Genomic DNA, 20,363 nt, shown 5'->3' on the forward strand with positions numbered 1-20,363 from the left:
CATGGCCAGCGTCGCCGCTTCCGGGTCGCGCGCACGCACGGGCGGCGGCGGTTTCCTGCGCGGCGGCCTGTTCGCGCGGCTGCGGGCGATCGACGTGCGCTGGACGCGGGTCGCATTGCTCGTCGCGGTGCTGCCGCTGTTCGGCCAGAGCTTTCACTATGTGAAGATGCTGCCGCCGCTATGGGCATTGTCGAAAGCCTTTCCGATCCTGTCGTTGCCGCTGTGCCTGCTACTGTTCGCGGGCGAACGACCGCTTGGCGGACGACAGCTGCTGGTGACGTTCGTCTGGCTGCTGCTGGTCCCGACCTTCATCTCGCTGGTGACGTTCCAGCAGACCTTTTTCGTGGCCATCGCCGCTCAGGTGAAGCTGCTGCCGATCCTCTACGCCTTTTCCTTCTTGGCGCTGCTCCGCTGGACACGCCCGACGCTCGAGGAACTGACAACCAGCTTCGTCATCTGCGCGCTCATCACCTTCGTCCTGCTGATCGCGATCTGGGCGCTGGCACCGCAATCCGCCTACAGCGAACATTACGTCGCCGGCGATTCGCCGCTGCTCGCCGCCGACAGCCGCGGCAACCGCATCCGCCTGCCAATGTTCTTCGGGCTGATCGGCATCCTCTATGCCTATCGCCGCTTTCTCGATGGCTGGAAGCCGGGTTGGCTGCTCGCCTGGGCGGCGGGATTCATGCTGGTGTTCTCGCTGGTGCGGATGCGGACCTTCGTCCTCGGCATGGCGCTGATGGCGGCGATCAACATCTTCATCGCCGCGAGCCCGCGGATGAAGATGGTACTGATCGCGCTGATCCCCTTCGCGCTCGGCGCGCTGTTCTCGGTCCCGTACATGGCATCGATCTTCAGCACCGACAAAGCCTTCGCCTTCGACGTGCGCTGGATATCCACGGTGAAGGCGATCGCGTTCCTGGGGACAAATCCGCTGCGCTGGATCTTCGGTGTCGGCACGATCAGCCCGATCGATCCAGCGGGCATGATGACCTATTTCAACCACTTCTTCTTTCTCGCCGACATCACCTGGATGGGCGTGCTGTTCGAATTCGGCATCATCGGCGCGGTACTGATCCTGGCGATCCCGGTCCGCGGCGTGTGGATATTCCGGGCCGTGCGGCAATGGCGCGACGATCCGTTCATGGCAGCGCTGCAGGACTATCTGGTCTATGCCATCCTGATTTCGGAGATGTTCCCGATGACGATGGCCCCCGGCGAATTGACCATGCTGATCGCCATCGGCGTCTATCGGCTCGAACAATTGCGCGCACCATCAGCGACCCGACAGGTGGCGGCATGACCCGGCAGCGTCGCGTCGCAATTGCGATACTGTTCGCCGCGCTACCGCTGTCGGTCGGGGCGTGGATCGGCGGCAAGGCCTCGGCGAACGGACCGGTGCGGATCGCCATCGACGCGGGCGCCGACCGGCATGCGATCAGCCCGCTGATCTACGGCTCCAGCTTCGCCAGCCCCGAAGCCGCGCGCGACCTGAAGCTCGCGCTCGACCGGTCCGGCGGCAACAGCGCATCGCTATACGACTGGCGTACCGAGGCGCGGGGCGCGGGCCGCGACTGGTTTTTCGAAAGCCTGCCGATCGCCGCGGACGATGCCGCGCAATATGGCGCACGCTTCGTGGTCGAGGCAAAGGCCGGGGGCGCCGAACCGATCGTCACCGTGCCAATGACCGGCTGGGCCGCTACGCTGGCTGCCGATGGCGGCAAGCGGGCGGCGTTTTCCGTCGCGCGCTACGGTCCGCAGGCCGCGGTCGACCGCGCCGGCCTGCCCGATGCGGGCAACGGCGTGCGACCCGACGGCCGGCCGATCACCGGCAACGACCCACACGACGCCGCCCATCCGGTGCCGATCACCGACACCCGCGCCTGGATCCGGGGCCTCGTCGCCCGTTTCGGCCCGGCCGCGCAGGGCGGCATCCGCTATTACGCGATGGATAACGAGACCACGCGGTGGCACGACATCCACCGCGACGTCCTCCCCGTTGGCTTGCATGCGCGCGAGCAGCTGCAACGGACGATCGCTTATGCGCGCATGGTCAAGTCGGTCGATCCCACCGCCCGGATCATGGCGCCGGAGGCGTGGGGCTGGGGGGAATATCGCTACAGCGGTTTCGACCAGCAATGGGGCGATGCGAAGGGCTATGACGCGCTGCCCGATCGCACCAGCCAGACCGGTGGCATGGACCTGCTGCCATGGCTGCTGACCGGCTGGCGCGCGGCCGGGTTTCCGGTCGATGTCGTCAGCGTCCATTTCTATCCTCAGGGCGGCGAATTTCGCGGCGATGGCCATGACGACGTCTCGTCGGCGATGCAGGCGCTCCGCAACCGTTCGACACGGCTGCTGTGGGATCGCAGCTATCGCGACACCAACTGGATCGCCGACACCGTCGCGCTGATCCCGCGGCTGCGCGACTGGGTGTCGACCTATTATCGTGCCGGCACACCGGTCGCGATCACCGAATATGACTGGGGCGCGGCACAGCACATGAACGGCGCGACGGCGCAGGCCGACGTACTCGGCATCTTCGGCCGCGAAGGGCTGGCGATGGCGGCGCGGTGGATGACACCGCCGACCGGCAGCCCCGCCTATCTGGCGATGAAGCTGTTCCGCAACGCCGACGGGCGGGGCGCCGGTTTCGGCGAAACCAGTGTCGCGACCCGCGCGCCCGATCCGGATACCGTCGCCGCATTCGGCGCGTTGCGCGCCAGCGACGGCGCACTCACCGTCGTGGCGATCAACAAGACGATGGCGGATGCGAAGGCGGTATCGCTGACACTCGCCCGCTTCGCCGCGCACGGCCGGGTCACCGGCATGCGCGTCATCGACGGGCGCCTCGTCCCCCTGCCCCCTTCCCGCTTTGCCGGCGGCACGCTCGACGTGCAACTGCCCGCGCAAAGCATCACCCTGTTCGAAATGCACCCCGATGATCGCTGATGCCCTCGGCCGCCTGCGCTCCCGTCACGGCGGATCGATGGTCACCACCGCGACACGGCTGATCGACATCCCGTGCCGATACGGCATGCACCTGATGATCGCGCTGCGGCTGCCGCTGGATCAGGTCGGCGCCTTCTACATCGTGTTCGGCACGATGTCGCTCGCCTCCGGGCTGGGGCGGCTGGGCGTCGATCGCGCCCTCACCCGCGAAATGGCGCGGGCACTGGCGCATGGCGACGTCGCGACCGCGCGCGCGGCGCTGAAGCGGGCGACGCTGATCGTGCTCGCGCTGTCGCTGGCTCTGTCGGCCCTGACCGCGGCGGCGGCATGGCCGATCGCCGCGCTGGTCATGCACAAGCCGGCGATGACGCCGCTGTTCCTGCTCGGCGCGCTGACGATCGTCCCGCTCAACCTGTCGAGCGTGGTCGCGGGCGCCCTTGCCGGGTTGCACCGCGTCACCGAAAGCCAGATCGTCTACACCTGGCTATGGCCGGGGATGTTCTGCATCGCCGCATTCTTCCTGCCGCTGGACGTCCATCTGGCGCTGCTCGCAGTCGGATTCGGCATGACGATGGCGATGCTGATCGGCGGCATGCTGCTGTTCCGCCATTTGCCGGCCGCACCGGCGCAGGGTGGCGCCGCCGCGCCTGCCCACGGACCGCTGCTGACCACCGGCCTCTCGCTGTTCAGCATGGAACTGGTGCAATTGCTCATCAGCGCCGCGCCGCCCTTCGTTATCGGCGCCTTGTCGTCGACCGACGCAGTCGGCCTGTATGCGATCGCATGGCGGGTCGTGCTGGTAATCTACATGTTCGTCAGCGGCGTCGCATCGATGGTCTCGCCGCGCTTCGCCCGGCTCTACATGCTCGGCGACCACGCCGGACTGCGTCGCGAGGCGAGCCGCGCGATCGGTTTCGCGCTCGCGCTGGCGATCTTGCCGATCCTGCTGGTGACGCTGGAGCCGGCGCGCATCCTGAAGCTGTTCGGGGCACATTTTGCGCCGGCCGCATCGACGTTGCGCATCCTGCTGGTCGGCCAGCTGGCGGCGACGCTGACGACGACGACCCCCGAACTGCTCGGCATGACCGGCTATGCGCGGTCGTTGCTGCGGATCAACGCACTGGCGTTCGTCACGCTGATCGCCGGGCTGGTCTGCTTCGTGCCGGGCCTGGGCGCGGATGGAGCCGCCATTGCCACGGCGGCGACGATGCTGGTCAATGCGATCGGCGGGACGATCGTGGCGCAGCGGCAGCTCGGCTTCGTGCCGCTCGGCGCGCTCTACGCTTCGCTGACGGGGCGGCGGACGCTGACCGCCTGAGCCGCCTCGGCGACGCCGGCGGCGAGCGGGGTCCAGCGCATGCCCAATTCGCGCTCGGCCCGCGTCGGGTCGAGCCGGATGTCGCGCTGCCACAGGGTCGCCAGCCACGCCGGGATCGGCGGCGGCGCCTGCCGCGTCGCCCGCCGGGCGAGTCCGAGCGGGATGGCGAGCATCGTCGTTTCGCCGCGCAATTGCCACGCCGGCACGCGCCGCACCGGGACCAGTCCGTTTGCCCGCGCGACCGCCAGGAAATAGGCGTTCCAGTCGGGCGCATCCGCCATCGCCAAATTATAGGCCGCGCCGGCACTATCGCTACGCAACGCGGCGACGATGGCGCGCGCGACATCGTCGACATGGACGAGGTTGCTGTAGCCATCGCCCCGCCGGCCAAGGTCACCGATGCGACGACGGGCGAGCAGCGCCGTGATCGCGCAGGACCATTGGACGCTGCCCGCGCCATAGATGCAGCCGGGGCGCAGCAGGACCGTATCGGTATCCGCCGCCAAGCGTTCCGCCGCCGCCTTCGCCGTGGCGTAACTGCCGGTGTCCGCGAGCAATGGCGCGCTTTCGGTGATCGTGCCGGTGGCGCTGCCATAGACCGCCATCGAACTGAGGTGGACGATCCGTCGCGATCCCGCTGCGGCGAACAGCGCCTCGGCATTGCGGCGGATCACCGACGCGTTGCCGCCGACGCAATTGACGACCGCGTCGATGCCGTCGAGCGCCGATGCCAGCGCTTGCCGGTCGGTGGCGTCGACCGCGATGCGAGCGACCCCGGTGCCCTCGCGGACGCGGCGGCTGCCGGCGATCGGCGTCGCCCAATCGCTCGCCGCCAGCGCCGCGATCGCCCGGCGTCCGACGAACCCGTCGGCGCCCAATACCAGAACGCGCATCATGTCACGGCTCCCGCTTCACGACAGGGTTTCGCCAGCAGCCGGTCGGCAAGGCGCAGCGCCAGTGCGACCGCGGTCAGCGTCGGATTGGCCTGACTGGACGTCGGGAATACCGCAGCCCCCGCGATGTACAGGTTGGCGATGCCGTGAATCCGGCAATCCGGATCGACCATGCTATGGCGCGGATCGTCCCCCATCCGGACCAAGCCGATGTGATGTCCGGGATAGGCGCCGTAGCGCGTCATCTCGCGCTCGACCTCATCGGGATCATAGTCGAACCGGCCACAGCCCCCCCGCGCCAGATCCTCGGCGAGCAGGGCGAGCGCGGTCTTCACCGTGGTGACGTCGCCCGCGGAATAGCGCCAGTCCGCCACCAGCCGCGGCATGCCCCACGCATCGCGCTCGGTCCCCAGATACACGCGGCTCGCGTGCTGCGGTTCCTGCTCGGCGTGGAAATCCAGGCTGTATCGCCCACTGCGCGGCACGACGACGATCGACGGGAATTTACGCTCGGCAAGCCGGCGATCGACCAGCGCCTGCCAGGCGAACCGGGCGACCGCCGACGGCTGGCGGGCGACGTTGATCGCATGCTCCACCGTGTCGCGCAGGCCATTACCGCCGCTGCCCGCCAGCCGCTGGCGATACAGCCGCGGCACCAGCATTCGCCCGAGGAACAGCGCCGACAACACGCCCGTGCGATGTCCGGGATCGGCGATGCGCGGGTGGTGCAGCCGCGCCACGAAATTGCCGATGCGATGGTCGCGCTGCGCGTCCTCGCCCAGCGCCAGTCGCCGGCGGCAATAGGTGCCGTCTTCGGCGACATCGTAACCATGCCAGACGCGGTCCGGATCGGCGAAGTGCACCGTCCCGATCGTCCCGGCGAGATGGCTCATATAATAGCGGCCGAGCACGTCGTGATGATTGCCGATGCCGTGTGGATGCACGTCGCGGCTCGCCAGCAACAGCCGCGTCGTCTCCAGCCCGCCAGCGCCCAGCACCACATCGCCCGCGGTCACCGTGAAGGTCCGGCCCGCCGGGTCCCGCAGCGTCAGTGTCGCGACGCGCTGCCCGGCGGGATCGAGCCCGATCGCCTGTACTGCCGCCTTCAGCACGACGCGGACGTCGCGTGCCGCCGCCAGCCGCTCACGATACCGCGTGCCGAAGTCGGTCGGGCAGCTGAATCGCTCAAGGCGATCGGTCGTGTACGCGGTGCCGGCAAAACCGCCGATCATCGCCCGCGCGCCGGCGCGAAGGGCGCTGTCGGCGCGATAGTCGAATGCTCCCGCCTCGCAGAGGCGGTTGGCCGCGGGGTAATATGGTGCCAGCGTGTCGGCATCGATCGGCCAGCCGCTCGCGGGAATCCATGCGCGCCGTGTGAAGTCGATCGGGTCCAGCGGCATGCAGCGCCCGCCCCAGATCGTGGTCGTGCCGCCGAGCCGGCGTTCGCGATAATCGATCAGCGGGCTGTGCAGCGCCGGGTCGACGACGGTGCCGCGATACGCCTTCTGGATCGCATCCTCGCGCACGGTGCCGCCCGCCTCGACCAGCAGCACGTCGCGGCCCTTGCCCGCAAGCGCGAGTGCCATGGCGATCCCCACCGCGCCGCCGCCCACGATGCAGATATCGGCGCGCAGCGTAGCGCCGTCGTCCAGCTCTTTGCTATCGATGATCACGCGCCGCGATTAGCAGCAAAGCGCTGCACGAGGGTTAATGCGCCGCATCGTCGCCGGGTGCGCCCCCACAATTTATTAAGCCTCCCGATGTACACCGCGGCCTTCGTTGATCGCCCTGCCGGACGGAGTACAGGACATCGAGCACCTTCCGACGCAGGCGACCCGGCCCAAGGCACCCTATACCGGCGTCGAACGGCGCGTCCGCAAGCCCGTCCTCGGCATGCGCATACGCGACTTCGATTCCGGACAGAGCGCCCGCTACATGCTCGGGACCAGACGGTCTGCCGCAGAAGGGGTCGGCCTGTTCGTCACACCCAACATCCAGCACGTCGCGCTGGCGCGCGAGGATGGCGAATTCCGCACGGCGGTGGAAAGCGCGCAGATCATCGTCGCCGACGGATTCCCGGTCTTTCGCTTCGCCCGGCTTCGCGGCCTGTCGCTGCCCGGCCGCGTCGCCGGTCGCGAAGTCATCGAGCGCATGTTCGAGGACCCCGCCCCCCTCGCCGGCCATCGCGGCTATTTCGTCGTCGATACGGACGAAACCGCCTCGCTGATCGAGGCATGGGTCGCGCGGGACATCCCCGGTTTCGCCTGCCGCACGCACGTACCGCCATTCGGCTTCGACCGCGATGTCGCACAATGCGCCGCGCTGGCGGACGAGGTGACGCGGTTCGACACGACCTTGCTGTTCCTGTGCATCGGCGCACCCAAGAGCGAGGTGTTCGTCCATCGCCACCGCGCGTTGCTGCCGCCGTGCTGGGCATTGTGCGTCGGTCAGTCGTTCCGGCTCATGCTCGGCACCACCACCCCGCCCCCGGCGCTGATGGTCCGGCTGAACCTCGAATGGCTGTGGCGCATCATGCTGGAGCCGCGGCGGATGCTGCGCCGCTACGGGCCCAGCACCATCGGCTTCCTGCGCGCCGCCCGCGCCGACCTCACGCGGCGTTGAGCCGGCCCGGCTCACTTACCTGATCTTAATCGCGATCGCGCATCATCCTGCCCAACGCCGCCGTCCCCTCCGGCCGCTACCCGAGGATATCATCTTGGAACGTACCCTTCGCGCCATTCTCGACGACGTCGGCGGACTTGCCCGCCCGGCCGACAGCCTGTCGACCCGTGACGACCTGTTCGTCGCTGGCCTGACGTCGTTTGCGACCGTCGGCGTGATGCTGGCGATCGAGGACGAATTCGACGTCGCCTTTCCCGATGCGCTGCTGGTCCGCTCGACCTTCGTCAGCATCGATGCGCTCAGCGCCGCAATCACGTCGATCCGGGATGAAGCGCGTGCTGCATGATCCGGTGACCGGCGGCGATCCGCTGGCGGCCGGGATCGCCCGCGTCGTCGCCGTCGCGGCGGAATACGCCGACGCGGTCGATCGCGAGGGTCGCTTCCCGCACGAGGCCGTTCAGGCATTGCGCGAGGAAGGATTGTTCGGCGCGATGGTCCCCGTCTCGCTGGGCGGCCATGGCGCGACGCTCGCCGAACTCGCCGGCCAGACGCAGCAGCTCGCCCGGGTCTGTGCATCGACCGCAATGGTCTATGCGATGCACCACAGCCAGCTCGCCTGCATCGTCGGCCACGGCCTGGACCAGCCATGGCACCGGGCGTTCGCGGAACGCATCGCTAGCGAACAGTTGCTTCTCGCCTCGATCACGTCCGAAGTCGGCATCGGCGGGGACACCCGGTCCAGCCTGTGCGCGGTGGAAGTGGCGGATGGCCGCCTGACGCTGGTCAAGCAGGCGCCGACCGTATCCTACGGCGCCTATGCCGACGCCTTCCTGGTCACCGCCCGCGCGCACGCCGATGCGGTCGCGTCGGAACAGGTGATGGTGACGATCCCGCGCGAACAGGCCGAGATGGAGCCGACCGGCAGCTGGGACGCGCTGGGCATGCGCGGCACCTGCAGCATCGGCTTCACCTTCAGGGCGGAAGGCGTTCCCGAACAGGTCCTGCCCGCCTCGTTCGCAGAGATTTCGGCCGAGGTGATGGTGCCAGTGTCGCATCTGCTCTGGAGCGCCGCCTGGACGGGCATCGCGGTCGAGGCCCTGTCGCGCGCCCGCCAGTTCCTGCGCGCGCAGGCGCGTCGCAGCCGCGGCGTCGTGCCGCCGGGCGCGGCGCGGCTGGTCCGCGCATCGGGTGAGATCGATGGCCTGCGCGCGCGCCTGGCGCCATTGATCGCGCAATTCGACGCCTGCTCGCCGCTGGTCGACGGCGCGCCGGCGATGTCTGCGGAAGAGGCGCACTGGCCGACCGGCATGGCCTGCGGCGCCGCGCTCAACATGCTCAAGCTCGACGTGTCCGAGACCTGTTACGATGTCGTGATGGAGGCGATGCGCATCTGCGGCATGGCCGGGTACAAGAACGGCAGCGAATTCAGCATCGGCCGGCACCTGCGCGACATCATCTCGGCGCAGCTGATGATCAACAACGACCGCATTGCAGCGACCACCGGGCAATTGCTCCTCGCGCAACGCACCGATCTGGGAACGATCTGACATGGACATGCACACCAGCTTCCGCAGCCGGCTCGTCGCCGCCGGTATCCTGTTCCCGACCGGCGTCGACGGCCTGTGGGGTCGAAACGGCACGTTCGAGGCGATCTACGACGGACTGGAGCGCGCGATCACGCGCGCCGGGCTGGACGACAAGGCCGAGGTGATGCGCTTCCCGCCGGCGATGGCGCAGAAGACGTTCGAGAAGAGCGGCTACATGAAGAACTTCCCGCATTTCGCGGGGACGGTGCACTGTTTCTGCGGCGACGATCGCGCCCACCACAAGCTGATGGGCCAGATGGAACGCGGCGAGGATTGGATGGAGAACCAGCAGCCCGCCGACCTCGTGCTGACGCCCGCCGCTTGTTATTCGGTCTATCCGATCGTCGCGCAGCGCGGCGTGCTGGCGGACGATGGCCATCTGGTCGACGTCGCATCCTATTGTTTCCGCCACGAACCCTCGCTGGAGCCGACCCGGCTGCAGCTGTTCCGGATGCGCGAATATGTCCGCATCGGCACGCCCGCGCAGGTGCTCGCCTTCCGCGAGGACTGGATGGAGCGTGGGCAGGCGTTCGCGCGCTCGCTCGGCCTGCCGTTCGAGGTGGAGGTGGCGAACGATCCGTTCTTCGGTCGCGCCGGCAAGCTGATGGCCGACAGCCAGCGCATGCAGAACCTGAAGTTCGAGCTGCTGATCCCGGTCAACGACGGCGCCGGGCCGACCGCCTGCCTCAGCTTCAACTATCACATGAGCTATTTCGGCGACACGTGGGACATCCGCACGCCCGATGGCGAACCGGCCCAGACCGCGTGCTGCGCCTTCGGCATGGAACGGCTGGTGTTGGCGCTGTTGCGTCACCACGGCTTCGACTTGGCCGACTGGCCCGCCGAGGTCCGCGACACACTCGGCCTCGGCTGAGCACGGCACGACCGATGGGGGGAGACATCGTGACAGAACGTGTGGGAATGACGCCGGTCTATTTCGACGGCTGCTTCGGCTGGATCCATGCGCGATCCGGTGCGGCCGCGGGCGCAACGCCTGCCGGTGTCGTGCTGTGCCCGGCCTTCGCGCAGGAGGAGGTGTGCACGCATCACGGCATGATGGCGCTCGCCGATCGGCTCGCCGCGGCCGGCGTGCCGGCGATCCGTTTCGACTATCGCGACACCGGTGACGGCATCGGCGACGGCGACGGCGTCGCACTCGACCGTCTGGTCGCCGACGCGCGCAGCGCCGCGGCCGTGCTGCGCGACCAATGCGGCGTCGGTGCGATCGTCATGGCCGGCGTCCGGCTGGGGGCCGCGGTCGCGCTGCTCGCCGCCGATGGCGTCGACGATGTCGGCGCGCTCGCCCTGATCGCGCCGGTGTTGTCCGGCCATGCCTTCCTGCGCGAAACGCGGGCGTCGGCCAGTGTCGCCAGCCTGTCCGGCCTCGATCCGGTTCCGCCGGCGGACAGCGACCTGCCGCTCAACACCAACGGCTTTCATTGGCCCGCCGCGTTCCAGCGGCAGGTCGCCGGCATCGACCTGACCGGCGCTCCCGCCCCCGCCTGTCCGGCGTTGCTGATTCCGGCGCGGGGTGATCGCCGTCCGGGCAAACTCGCCGCTACGTGGCGCGATGCGGGCGCGGCCGTCACCGAACTTCCCTTCCCCGATTACGAAGGCTGGATGCAGGATCCGACGACCAACCAGTCGCCGGCCGCAACCTTCGCCGCCATCACCGCCTGGGTGGCCGGGCTTACCCCGTCCCCCGCCTCCGTACCCACGCGTCCGATGGCGACGTCGGTCCCGATCGCGCTGACGCTGGCCGATCACGACTGGGTCGAGGAACCGGTGCGCTTCGGTCCCGGTCAGGTCCTGTTCGGCATCCTGTGCCGCCCCCGCAGCATCGCCGCGGCACCGGTCGCCGCCCTGTTGCTGCACGAAGGCAGCACGCATCATATCGGCAACGGCCGCGCCTACGTTCGGCTCGCCCGACGGCTGGCGGCAGAGGGCCATGCCTCGCTGCGCATGGACCTCACCGGCATGGGCGACAGCCCCGCAGGCGAAAACACCCGGCACCCGCATTACGACCCGGAACGCATTGCGGAAGGCGTGGCGGGCATCGACCGGCTGGCCGAGGCGGGATTTGCACGGGTGGTCGCCTTTGGCCTGTGTTCGGGCGCGCACACCGCCTTGCAGGTGACGTTGGCCGATCCGCGCGTCGTCGGCAACGTCGTCCTCAATCTGCAGAAATTCATCTGGCATTACGGCGACGATATCCGCGTCGCGGTGCGCGACAACAAGCGATCGCTGAAGGGATATCTGCGCGCGATGCGCAATCCGGGCGAATGGCGCCGGATGTTCGCCGGCGAGGCCGATCTGCCGGGCATCGCCCGCGTCCTCGCCAAGCGCAGCTGGACGCGTGCCAGGCACGCCGCGCGCAGCCTGCTGCCGCCGGCGCCCGGATCGGACACCGCCCGCGCGCGCGAACAGATGCGCGTCCTGACCGACCGGCGCGTCCACACCACATTGGTCTTCAGCGACGAGGATCCGGGCCTTGCCGACCTGACGATGCAGTTCGGTGCCAGGGGGCGCCGGATCGCCGGCTACGCCCCGGCGCGGGTGGTGATGCTGGATCAGGCCGACCATCATTTCAACGGCACCGCCGCACGGCGTCGCTTCATCGACATCGCCGCTGCGACCCTGCGCCAGGCGAACGAGGCCCATGGCAGCGACCTGCCGCCCGTTGCCCCCTTCGCCCCCTCCATCGAGCCGCCGGTTGCCGGTCCGTCCCGGGCGCGGACCCGGGCCGTCGCATGAACATCCAGCGCGGCCCGATGTACCCCGCAGGGGTATCCGGCACCGCATCGCGCGCACCGATCATGTCCCGGCGGCTGTTGCGGATCGGCACCTATGGGGCGCTTGCTGTCGGCGATTGCCTTGCGATCGTCACCGCGTTCCTGATCGGCAACCTCGTTCGCTTCGGTACCCTGTTCGATCCGGCCGGCTTGATCAGCTGCGTGCTGATGGTGCCGATCTACCTCGGTATCGTGGCGCAGCGGCAACCCTATGGCGCGCGGTTCTTCCATGACTGGCGGCGCACCGCACGCGATGCCGCGACCGCGCTCGCCACCGCGATCCTCGTGGCGGGTCTGGTCGCTGTCTACCTGCATGCGGCGATACCCCTGTCGCGCAGCGTCGTCGTGATCGGCGGCGGCATCGGCATGGCGCTGCTCGGCGCCAACCGGTGGCTGCTGCACCGGATCGCCATGCGGGTGCTGGGCGGCAACCCGATCGCGGAACTGCTCGTCATCGACGATGTCCCGGTCGTCCCGCCACCCGGCATGCCCGTGCTGATGGCGGCGGCGCAGGGGCTGGAACCCAGGATGGACGACCCCGTGGCGCTGGACCGGCTCGGCTCCGCCTTCGCCGCCTCCGAACGGGTGGTCGTCGCGTGCAGTCCCGAGCGGCGCGAGGCATGGGCGACCGTGTTGAAAAGCGCCAACGTGCAGGGCGAAGTGGTGCTGGGCGAGATGGCTGCGCTGGGCATGCTGCGCGCCGCGCGGTTCGCCGACCAGCCGACCGCCGTCGTGTCGCTCCGTCCCCTCGGCACGGTCAATCGGCTGGTGAAGCGCGGGTTCGACACGCTCGTCGCCACGCTGGCGCTCGCCATCCTGTGGCCGGTGCTGCTGGTCACCGCCCTGCTGATCCGGCTCGACAGTCCGGGACCGGTGCTGTTCCGCCAGCCGCGCATGGGGCGCGGCAACACCTTGTTCTCGATGCTGAAGTTCCGCAGCATGCGGAGCGACCTGTGCGATGCCAGGGGCGATCGCTCGACGGCGCGCGACGATGACCGGGTGACCCGCGTCGGCCGCTTCATCCGCGCCACCAGCATCGACGAGCTGCCGCAGATCTTCAACGTGCTGCGCGGCGAAATGAGCATCGTCGGCCCCCGCCCGCACGCGCTCGGCAGCCTCGCCGGCGACAAGCTGTTCTGGAACGTCGACCGGCAATATTGGCTGCGCCACGCGATCAAGCCCGGCATCACCGGGCTGGCGCAGATCCACGGCTTTCGCGGTGCGACACTGATCGAGGAAGACCTCGCCAACCGCCTGCGGTCGGACATCGCCTATATGCAGGGCTGGACGATCTGGCGCGACCTGCACATCCTCGTCGCCACCCTCCGCGTCCTGACCCACCGCAACGCCTTCTGAGCGGCGATCTGCCGGATCGTGCGCGAATCTGGGATACGATCGATGGGCGATCGATGCGGAGCATTCCAGTGTCGGCGGTTATGGTGCACCCGACTGGATTCGAACCAGTGGCCTCTGCCTTCGGAGGGCAGCGCTCTATCCAGCTGAGCTACGGGTGCCTGTGGGCTGCGCCTAGCAAAGCCCCGCGGGCTGCGCCAGTGGATTTATGGCGTTGCGGGCGGCGGGGTTCGGGGCGCCGGCGTCTTGGGCTTGAATGCGCACAGGTCGGCGACGATGCAGCGCCAGCATTCGGGCTTGCGCGCCTTGCAGACGTAGCGGCCATGCAGGATCAGCCAATGATGGGCATGGACGCGAAACGGCTGCGGTGTCGCCTTGTCGAGTGCATTCTCGACCGCCAGCGGCGTCTTGCCGCGGGCAAGGCCGGTGCGGTTGCCGACGCGGAATATATGGGTGTCGACCGCGAACGTCTCCGCGCCGAACGCGACGTTGAGGACGACATTGGCGGTCTTGCGGCCGACGCCGGGCAGTCGCTCCAGTGCGGCACGATCGTCCGGCACCGCGCTGCCATGGTCGGCGACCAGCGCCTCGGACAGGGCGATGACGTTCTTGGCCTTGGTGTTGAACAGGCCGATCGTCCGGATATGCTGCTTCAGCGCGTCGAGGCCCAATGCGACCATCTGTTCCGGGGTCTTCACTCGGTCGAACAGCGCGCGCGTCGCCGTGTTGACGCCGGCGTCGGTGGCCTGCGCCGACAGCACCACCGCGACCAGCAGCTGGTAGGCGTTGCCTGATTCCAGCTCCGTTTCCGGATGCGGGTTGGCCTCCGCCAGCCGGCGGTAGAATTCGAAGACGTCCGCCTTCTTCACAGGCCCAGCACGTCGCCCATGCGATAGCGGCCCGGCGGCTGGCTGGCGATCCACAGGGCGGCGCGAACCGCACCCTTGGCGAAGATGCTGCGGTCCTGCGCCAGATGCGCCAGCTCGATCCGCTCCCCCTCGCTGGCGAAGACGACGTTGTGATCGCCGATCACCGACCCCCCGCGCAGCGAGGCCATGCCGATCGTCCCCTCGGTCCGTGCGCCGGTCAGCCCGGCACGGCCATCGACCCGCAATTCGGACAGCGTCGTCCCCCGCCCCGCCGCCGCGGCCTCGCCGAGCAGGATAGCGGTACCGGACGGCGCGTCGACCTTGTGGCGATGGTGGCTCTCGACGATCTCGATGTCCCAGTCGGTGCCCAGCTTCGCCGCAGTCTCGCGCACCAGCCGGGCGAGCAGGGTGACGCCGAGCGAGGTGTTGCCGGTTTGCAGTACCGCGATGTCGGCCGCCGCGGCATCGATCGCGGCATGCTGGGCCTGGGTAAGGCCGGTGGTGCCGATCACCAGCGGCGTGCCGGCCGCGCGCGAAATGGCAAGATGCGCGTCGAGTGCCGAGGGCGTCGAGAAATCCACCAGCACATCCGCCACCCCCGCCAACGCCGACGGATCGCCGCCCGCATCGACGCCGCCCGCGAACGTGGCTCCCGCGACCGCAATTTGCTCGGCAATCGCGCGCCCCATGCGCCCGCTACTGCCGTAGATGCCGATCGCGGTCATGCGCGCGCTCCACGATCATGGGCGATGGCCATGCGAGGCGTCGGGTTCATGGGCGCGAAGGTCATGGCGCCCCTTTGGCACAGGCCGGCTGCTTAGGACAGGCGGTGCCGCTAACATAACGGTGAAGCGAACCGCCGCGAGCGGCTTCTGCGAGCGCGGGATCGACGCTAAGGCTGCGACGATGACGCACATCCGCAACATCGTCGTCCTGACCGGGGCCGGCATCTCCGCCGAGTCCGGCATCGCCACCTTTCGCGGTCCAGGCGGGCTGTGGGAGGGACATCGGATCGAGGATGTCTGCACGCCGCAGGCACTCGTGATCGACCCGCAGTTGGTGCACCGTTTCTATGACATGCGACGCGCGGCGCTGGCCGATGTCGTACCGAATGTGGCGCATGTCGCGCTCGCGCGGCTTGATCGAGAGTGGCCGGGCGATCTGTTGATCGTGACGCAGAACGTCGACGACCTGCACGAGCGCGCCGGCGCACGACGCATGCTGCATATGCACGGCGAGTTGCGCTCCGCCCTGTGTGCAGATTGTGGGCAACGGCAGACCTGGGCAGCGTCGTTGCCGATGGGCGCTGTATGCGAGGCATGCGGTGCCGCTGCATTACGGCCCGACATCGTGTTCTTTGGCGAGATGCCGTACGAGATGGAGGGCATCGAGACAGCGCTGGCACAGGCCGATTTGTTCGTCTCGATCGGCACGTCGGGCGCCGTTTACCCGGCGGCCGGATTCGTGCAGCTTGCTGCGGCCAGTGGCGCCGCGACGCTGGAACTCAATCTCGAGCGATCGGCGGGAAGCGGATTTTTCGACGAGACGCGCCTGGGTACGGCCGGCACGTTGGTGCCGGCATGGGTGGACGCCCTGCTGGGCGATAGTGCGGCGTTGCCGCGCTAGACCGCCCTATTCGACCCAGTCCAATCCGAGGTCCTTGTAAACGTCGCGATCCTCGTCCCAGCCGGGCTTGACCTTGACGTGCAGGTACAGGTGCACCGGACGATCCATGATCCCGGCGAGTTCGGTTCGGGCGCGGGCGCCGATCTCCTTGATCCGTTGGCCGCCCTTGCCCAGCACGATCGCGCGCTGGGTGGGGCGTTCGACGAGGATCTGCTGGTGAATTTCGACCGACCCGTCTTCGCGCTCGCTGTATTTCTCCGTCTCGACGGTGCTGGCGTAGGGAAGTTCGGCGTGCAACTGGAGGTAGAGCTGTTCGCGCGTCACCTCCGATGCGAGCGCCCGTTCGGTGGCGTCGGACACCTGATCCTCCGGGTAATGCCACGGCCCCGCCGGCATCGCCGCAGCGAGCGCAGACTTCAATTCGGGCAGGCCGTCACCCGTCTGCGCGCTCACGAACCAGGTGTCGGCGAAATGCATCAGGGCATTCAGCTTTTCAGCATGCAGCAGCAGCTTCGGCTTGTCCGCGACATCGACCTTGTTGAGGATCAGGATCTTCGGCTCGGGCCGATCCTTCAGCGCTTCGGCGATGGCGGTGACCTTGCTCCCGATCCCGCCCTTTCCGTCCACCACCAGCGCGATCATGTCCGCGCCTTCGGTGCCGCTCCATGCCGCGGATACCATCGCGCGATCGAGCCGGCGCTGCGGTTCGAAGATGCCGGGGGTGTCGACGAGAAGGATCTGAGCGTCGTCCTGGATCGCGACGCCGAGCAGCTTGGTGCGGGTCGTCTGCGCTTTGGGGCTGACGATAGCGACCTTCTGCCCGACGAGGGCGTTGACCAGGGTGGACTTGCCGGCATTGGGCGCGCCGACGACGGCGACGAGGCCGCAATGTTGGGTTTGGATCATGACTGCTCCTTTGGGGGGAATGAGCGGCGAGGGCAAGGCGGCGCCGTCCGTCATCGCTCGGGAGGATCAGGTCGTCAGCTTCGCCAGCAACGCCTTTGCCGCCGCCGTCTCGGCTTCCTGCTTGTTCGCGCCGTCGGCAATGGCATCGGCATAGGTCCCGATCTTGACCTGCACCTTGAACCGCGGCGCGTGGTGCGGCCCGGAACGGTCGATCACTACATATTCGGGCGTGCGGCGGCCCGCCGCGGCGGCCCATTCCTGCAACGCCGACTTGGGATGCTGCGGCGCCTTGTGACCGCTCTGTACCCGAGCGCCCCACGCGCTCCGCACGAATGCCCGCGCCGCGTCGAGCCCGCATTCGCGATACCAGGCCCCGATCAACGCCTCCATCACGTCACCAAGAATGTTGTCGCTTTCATACGCGCCATCATCCCGCGCCTGCTTGCCGAGCCGCAGGTGCGCGCGCACGCCAAGATTGCGCGCCACGTCGGCGCAGACCACGCCCGTCACCAGCGCGTTCAGCCGCTTCGACAGCTGGCCCTCCGGTTCGTTCGGAAACAGTTCCCATAGCCATTCCGCCATGACGAGCCCCAGCACCCGGTCGCCAAGGAACTCGAGCCGCTCGTAATTCTCGGCGGCCTGGCTGCCATGGGTCAGCGCGCGTTCGTAGGGCTTGAGGTCGGCGGGCCGGCGGCCGAATGTCTGCGTCAGCCAGCCGGACAGATCGGCGTTCAGAAGCCCTCTCCCACGCGGCTCCACCGGGCAGCGGAAAACCAGCTGACCGGGTTGATCCAGGACGCGTTACCGTTGGTGGAGAAGAAGGTGACGACGGCCTTCCCCTCGATCCGTTCCATCGGAATGTAGCCCATGCCGATCGGCGCGGGGAAACGACTGTCGGCGCTGTCGTCGCGATTGTCGCCCATCAGAAAAACATTGCCTGCGGGCACCGTGTACAGGCCCGTATCGTCGGCCTGCGGGATTTCCGCCTGATCCAGTACCATGTAGCTCTTGCCGCCCGGCAGCGTCTCGCGGAAGCGGGGATAGCGGCAGATCGGCGCGCCCGCCGCATCCACGTCCTGGAACGTCGCTCCGCATTTCTGCGCGTCGAAATTGGCCGTCAGCGGCAGCACGAAATCGGCGACGCGCTGCTTCGGAATCGGTTTGCCGTTGAGGATCACCTGACCGTGAACCACCTGGATCGTATCGCCCGGCAGGCCGATGACGCGCTTGATGACGTCATGATCGTCCGGTCCCGGCGAGCGGAAGACAACCACGTCGCCACGAGCCGGATCGCGCCCCAGAATTCGGCCCGGGATCGGCGGTACGCCATACGGCAGCGACCACCGCGAATAGCCGTAGTTCCATTTGGTGACGAAGAGGTAATCTCCGATCAGGAGGCGGGGCAGCATGGATTCGGACGGAATCGAGAAGGGCGCGAAGATAAAACTGCGCAGGATCAGCACCGCGATCGCGAGCTTCACGAGAAAACGGATCGTCTCGTTGAGTTCGGAGCGCGGCGCCCGTGCGGGCCTGGCCGGTGTCGCGGAAGTGTCTGGCATAGGTGGGGAGCCTTAGCGCTCCCCGAGCGTCCTGAGTAGTCGTTCCGCACAACCGACAGGACTTGTCCTGTCACACAGGTTGATTACGGAGCTGTCACGAACACCCCCTCCCCTGAAGGACGGACACCCATGAGCGACTGGACCGCGATCGAAGCCCTCCCCTCCCCCCGACTGGTCGACCTGTTCGAGGCCGATGGCGAGCGATTGTCGAAGTTCAGCCTGGATGTCGCGGGCATCCATTTCGACTGGTCGAAGACCCACCTGACCACGCAGGCGGTGGATGCCTTCATCGCCCTGGCGCAGGCGCAGGACCTGACGGGCAAGCGCGACGCCATGTTCGGCGGCGAGCACGTCAACGTCACCGAGGATCGCCCGGTCGAGCACACCGCCGAACGCTATGAGGGCAATGCCGACAGCGTCGCCCGCGCCCGCAGGTTCCACGAACGCATGCGCTCGCTGATCGATGCGATCGAGGGCGGTGCGCTGGGCGACATCCGCCACGTGCTGCATATCGGCATCGGCGGATCGGCGCTGGGACCGCACCTGCTGGTCGACGCGCTCGGCCGCGAGGATGCGCGCTACGACGTCGCGATCGTGTCCAATGTCGACGGTGTGGCGCTGGAGGATGCCATCAAGGATTTCGATCCCGCCGCGACGCTGCTGGTGCTGGCATCCAAGACCTTCACCACCAAGGAAACGATGCTCAACGCCGAATCGGCGCTGCAATGGATGAAGGAGCACGGCGTCGAGGACCCGTATGGCAAGGTGATCGCGCTGACCGCGGCCCCCGACAAGGCGATGGAATGGGGCGTCGACGAAACCCGCATCCTGCCGTTCAGCGAAGGCGTCGGCGGGCGCTATTCCTTATGGTCGTCGATCGGGTTTCCCGCCGCGATCGGGCTCGGCTGGGGCGCGTTCGAGGAACTGCTGGAAGGCGCGGCCGAAATGGACCGCCATTTCCGCCTGACCGCGCTGCACGAGAACGCACCGGCGCTCGCCGCGTTCGCCGACCTCTATTACACGCAGGTCCGCCACGCCGAGACCCGCGCGCCCTTCGCCTATGACGAGCGGCTGCGCCTGCTGCCGAGCTACCTCCAGCAGCTGGAGATGGAATCGAACGGCAAGGGCGTGAAGACCGACGGCACGCCGGTCGGGCGCCCTACCGCGGCGATCACCTGGGGCGGCGTGGGCACCGATGCCCAGCATGCGGTGTTCCAGCTGCTCCACCAGGGCACGCATCTGGTGCCGGTCGAATTCATCGCGGTGATCGAGGCGGGCGATACGCTGGCCCCGGACCATCATCGCGACCTGCTGCTCAACGCCTTTGCCCAGGGCGCGGCACTGATGAAGGGCAAGCAGGTCGAGGACCCGGCGCGCTCGTACAGCGGTGACCGGCCGTCGTCGACGCTGCTGCTCGACGTGCTCGACCCGCGGACGCTGGGCGCGCTGATCGCCTTCTACGAACATCGCGTGTTCGTGAACGGCGTGCTGCTGGGCATCAATTCGTTCGACCAGTTCGGCGTGGAGCTGGGCAAGGAAATGGCCAAGGCGGCGGATCAGGGCGGGCAGTCGTTCGATCCCTCGACCGAAGACCTCATCAAGCGCGCCGGCCTCGACTGACGCTGCGGAACGGGATCGTCGCGCGGTGTGGCGCGATGATCCCGATGCGCTGATGCCGACGCCCGGCAACGTCAGCGATGCGAAGGCGGCGCCCGCTCTGCGTAAACGCGCCGGGCGCGTGCGCCGCCTGCTCGGGGACAAGGGCTAAGCTGCCTACCGACGCGCCTTCTGGTCTGACCGCTGAAATTCCCGCTTTGGCTTTTGTGCGTAACGAGATCGACCGGTCCGGGTGTCGGCTCCAGTCGATACGACTCGCCATTCCATGCG

Annotated in this window: 19 protein-coding genes and 1 tRNA gene; 12 read left to right on the forward strand and 8 right to left on the reverse strand. The window is 68.1% G+C overall.

Annotated features, from left to right (window positions below):
* The first annotated feature begins 1 nt into the window (after window position 1).
* From GTH33_RS15575 to GTH33_RS15585, 3 genes are read left to right on the forward strand one after another with little or no spacing between them, the layout of a single operon-like run.
* Window positions 2-1,303 carry a hypothetical protein gene (locus GTH33_RS15575; protein WP_243848127.1) on the forward strand — a complete coding sequence of 434 codons (1,302 nt, stop codon included), beginning with the start codon at window positions 2-4 and terminating at the stop codon, window positions 1,301-1,303.
* A complete protein-coding gene (locus GTH33_RS15580; protein WP_163959178.1) occupies window positions 1,300-2,952 on the forward strand; it encodes a glycoside hydrolase family 44 protein in 1,653 nt (550 codons plus the stop codon). The genes GTH33_RS15575 and GTH33_RS15580 overlap by 4 nt, the downstream gene beginning before the upstream one ends.
* The gene (locus GTH33_RS15585) at window positions 2,942-4,270 is read left to right on the forward strand and encodes a lipopolysaccharide biosynthesis protein (protein ID WP_163959179.1); all 1,329 of its coding nucleotides are present in this window, start codon (window positions 2,942-2,944) and stop codon (window positions 4,268-4,270) included. Before GTH33_RS15580 ends, GTH33_RS15585 begins: the two co-directional genes overlap by 11 nt.
* Here the strand turns inward: GTH33_RS15585 and GTH33_RS15590 are convergent.
* Window positions 4,231-5,166 (reverse strand): NAD-dependent epimerase/dehydratase family protein, encoded by a 936-nt coding sequence (locus tag GTH33_RS15590; RefSeq protein ID WP_163959180.1) that lies wholly within the window; start codon window positions 5,164-5,166, stop codon window positions 4,231-4,233. The two genes, GTH33_RS15585 and GTH33_RS15590, sit on opposite strands and share 40 nt — an antisense overlap.
* Entirely contained in the window at window positions 5,163-6,836 is a 1,674-nt protein-coding gene (locus tag GTH33_RS15595) for an FAD-dependent oxidoreductase (protein WP_163959181.1), read from the reverse strand. The genes GTH33_RS15590 and GTH33_RS15595 overlap by 4 nt, the downstream gene beginning before the upstream one ends.
* 106 nt (window positions 6,837-6,942) lie before the next feature.
* Between GTH33_RS15595 and GTH33_RS15600 the strand changes: the two genes are divergently transcribed.
* The 6 genes from GTH33_RS15600 to GTH33_RS15625 all read left to right on the forward strand — a co-directional run bounded on the left by GTH33_RS15600 (window position 6,943) and on the right by GTH33_RS15625 (window position 13,519).
* Window positions 6,943-7,785, forward strand: a complete 843-nt coding sequence (locus GTH33_RS15600; RefSeq protein ID WP_243848128.1) for a WecB/TagA/CpsF family glycosyltransferase — start codon at window positions 6,943-6,945, stop codon at window positions 7,783-7,785.
* Window positions 7,786-7,879: 94 nt separating this feature from the next.
* The gene (locus tag GTH33_RS15605; protein WP_163959182.1) at window positions 7,880-8,131 is read left to right on the forward strand and encodes an acyl carrier protein; all 252 of its coding nucleotides are present in this window, start codon (window positions 7,880-7,882) and stop codon (window positions 8,129-8,131) included.
* Window positions 8,112-9,332: an acyl-CoA dehydrogenase family protein gene (locus GTH33_RS15610; protein WP_163959183.1), complete on the forward strand. Its 1,221-nt coding sequence runs from the start codon at window positions 8,112-8,114 to the stop codon at window positions 9,330-9,332. Before GTH33_RS15605 ends, GTH33_RS15610 begins: the two co-directional genes overlap by 20 nt.
* A 7-nt stretch (window positions 9,333-9,339) precedes the next feature.
* Window positions 9,340-10,245, forward strand: a complete 906-nt coding sequence (locus tag GTH33_RS15615; protein WP_163959184.1) for an amino acid--[acyl-carrier-protein] ligase — start codon at window positions 9,340-9,342, stop codon at window positions 10,243-10,245.
* Between the two features lie 29 nt (window positions 10,246-10,274).
* Window positions 10,275-12,125, forward strand: coding sequence for an alpha/beta hydrolase (locus GTH33_RS15620; protein WP_208403884.1), 1,851 nt, complete (start codon window positions 10,275-10,277; stop codon window positions 12,123-12,125).
* On the forward strand, window positions 12,122-13,519 hold the full coding sequence (locus GTH33_RS15625; protein ID WP_243848129.1) for a sugar transferase: 1,398 nt from the start codon (window positions 12,122-12,124) through the stop codon (window positions 13,517-13,519). Before GTH33_RS15620 ends, GTH33_RS15625 begins: the two co-directional genes overlap by 4 nt.
* Before the next feature lie 81 nt (window positions 13,520-13,600).
* On the opposite strand, the gene GTH33_RS15630 is transcribed toward GTH33_RS15625, so the two are convergent.
* The 3 genes from GTH33_RS15630 to dapB all read right to left on the reverse strand — a co-directional run bounded on the left by GTH33_RS15630 (window position 13,601) and on the right by dapB (window position 15,110).
* Window positions 13,601-13,677: transfer RNA gene (locus GTH33_RS15630), tRNA-Arg, on the reverse strand.
* 45 nt (window positions 13,678-13,722) lie between these two features.
* Window positions 13,723-14,385 (reverse strand): endonuclease III, encoded by a 663-nt coding sequence (gene nth, locus GTH33_RS15635; protein WP_163959185.1) that lies wholly within the window; start codon window positions 14,383-14,385, stop codon window positions 13,723-13,725.
* A complete protein-coding gene (dapB, locus tag GTH33_RS15640; RefSeq protein ID WP_163959186.1) occupies window positions 14,382-15,110 on the reverse strand; it encodes a 4-hydroxy-tetrahydrodipicolinate reductase in 729 nt (242 codons plus the stop codon). Before dapB ends, nth begins: the two co-directional genes overlap by 4 nt.
* Window positions 15,111-15,291: 181 nt before the next feature.
* Between dapB and GTH33_RS15645 the strand changes: the two genes are divergently transcribed.
* Window positions 15,292-16,011 (forward strand): NAD-dependent deacylase, encoded by a 720-nt coding sequence (locus tag GTH33_RS15645; protein WP_163959187.1) that lies wholly within the window; start codon window positions 15,292-15,294, stop codon window positions 16,009-16,011.
* Window positions 16,012-16,017: 6 nt separating this feature from the next.
* Here the strand turns inward: GTH33_RS15645 and era are convergent, their stop codons facing one another.
* The 3 genes from era to lepB form a co-directional block, all read right to left on the reverse strand.
* Window positions 16,018-16,917: a GTPase Era gene (era, locus tag GTH33_RS15650; protein WP_163959188.1), complete on the reverse strand. Its 900-nt coding sequence runs from the start codon at window positions 16,915-16,917 to the stop codon at window positions 16,018-16,020.
* A gap of 66 nt (window positions 16,918-16,983) precedes the next feature.
* On the reverse strand, window positions 16,984-17,676 hold the full coding sequence (gene rnc, locus GTH33_RS15655) for a ribonuclease III (protein WP_420853520.1): 693 nt from the start codon (window positions 17,674-17,676) through the stop codon (window positions 16,984-16,986).
* The gene (gene lepB, locus GTH33_RS15660) at window positions 17,649-18,476 is read right to left on the reverse strand and encodes a signal peptidase I (protein ID WP_163959189.1); all 828 of its coding nucleotides are present in this window, start codon (window positions 18,474-18,476) and stop codon (window positions 17,649-17,651) included. The genes rnc and lepB overlap by 28 nt, the downstream gene beginning before the upstream one ends.
* A gap of 129 nt (window positions 18,477-18,605) precedes the next feature.
* Here lepB and pgi point away from each other — a divergent pair, with 129 nt between their 5' ends.
* Together pgi and GTH33_RS18335 are read left to right on the forward strand one after the other, a co-directional pair.
* Window positions 18,606-20,096 (forward strand): glucose-6-phosphate isomerase, encoded by a 1,491-nt coding sequence (gene pgi / locus GTH33_RS15665; RefSeq protein WP_163959190.1) that lies wholly within the window; start codon window positions 18,606-18,608, stop codon window positions 20,094-20,096.
* Window positions 20,097-20,121: 25 nt separating this feature from the next.
* Complete coding sequence (locus tag GTH33_RS18335) at window positions 20,122-20,244, forward strand: hypothetical protein (protein ID WP_276508856.1); 123 nt, start codon at window positions 20,122-20,124, stop codon at window positions 20,242-20,244.
* Window positions 20,245-20,363 lie beyond the last annotated feature (119 nt).

It is taken from the genome of Sphingomonas insulae, assembly GCF_010450875.1.
Taxonomy (GTDB): Bacteria; Pseudomonadota; Alphaproteobacteria; order Sphingomonadales; family Sphingomonadaceae; genus Sphingomonas; species Sphingomonas insulae.

Coding starts and splice junctions, on each gene's coding strand:
- GTH33_RS15615 (WP_163959184.1), top strand. CDS start 9,340: ATGCACACCAGCTTCCGCAGCCGGCTCGTCGCCGCCGGTATCCTGTTC.
- era (WP_163959188.1), bottom strand. CDS start 16,917: ATGATCCAAACCCAACATTGCGGCCTCGTCGCCGTCGTCGGCGCGCCC.
- GTH33_RS15580 (WP_163959178.1), top strand. CDS start 1,300: ATGACCCGGCAGCGTCGCGTCGCAATTGCGATACTGTTCGCCGCGCTA.
- GTH33_RS15590 (WP_163959180.1), bottom strand. CDS start 5,166: ATGATGCGCGTTCTGGTATTGGGCGCCGACGGGTTCGTCGGACGCCGG.
- GTH33_RS15645 (WP_163959187.1), top strand. CDS start 15,292: ATGACGCACATCCGCAACATCGTCGTCCTGACCGGGGCCGGCATCTCC.
- GTH33_RS15610 (WP_163959183.1), top strand. CDS start 8,112: ATGAAGCGCGTGCTGCATGATCCGGTGACCGGCGGCGATCCGCTGGCG.
- lepB (WP_163959189.1), bottom strand. CDS start 18,476: ATGCCAGACACTTCCGCGACACCGGCCAGGCCCGCACGGGCGCCGCGC.
- GTH33_RS15625 (WP_243848129.1), top strand. CDS start 12,122: ATGAACATCCAGCGCGGCCCGATGTACCCCGCAGGGGTATCCGGCACC.
- GTH33_RS15575 (WP_243848127.1), top strand. CDS start 2: ATGGCCAGCGTCGCCGCTTCCGGGTCGCGCGCACGCACGGGCGGCGGC.
- GTH33_RS15585 (WP_163959179.1), top strand. CDS start 2,942: ATGATCGCTGATGCCCTCGGCCGCCTGCGCTCCCGTCACGGCGGATCG.
- dapB (WP_163959186.1), bottom strand. CDS start 15,110: ATGACCGCGATCGGCATCTACGGCAGTAGCGGGCGCATGGGGCGCGCG.
- pgi (WP_163959190.1), top strand. CDS start 18,606: ATGAGCGACTGGACCGCGATCGAAGCCCTCCCCTCCCCCCGACTGGTC.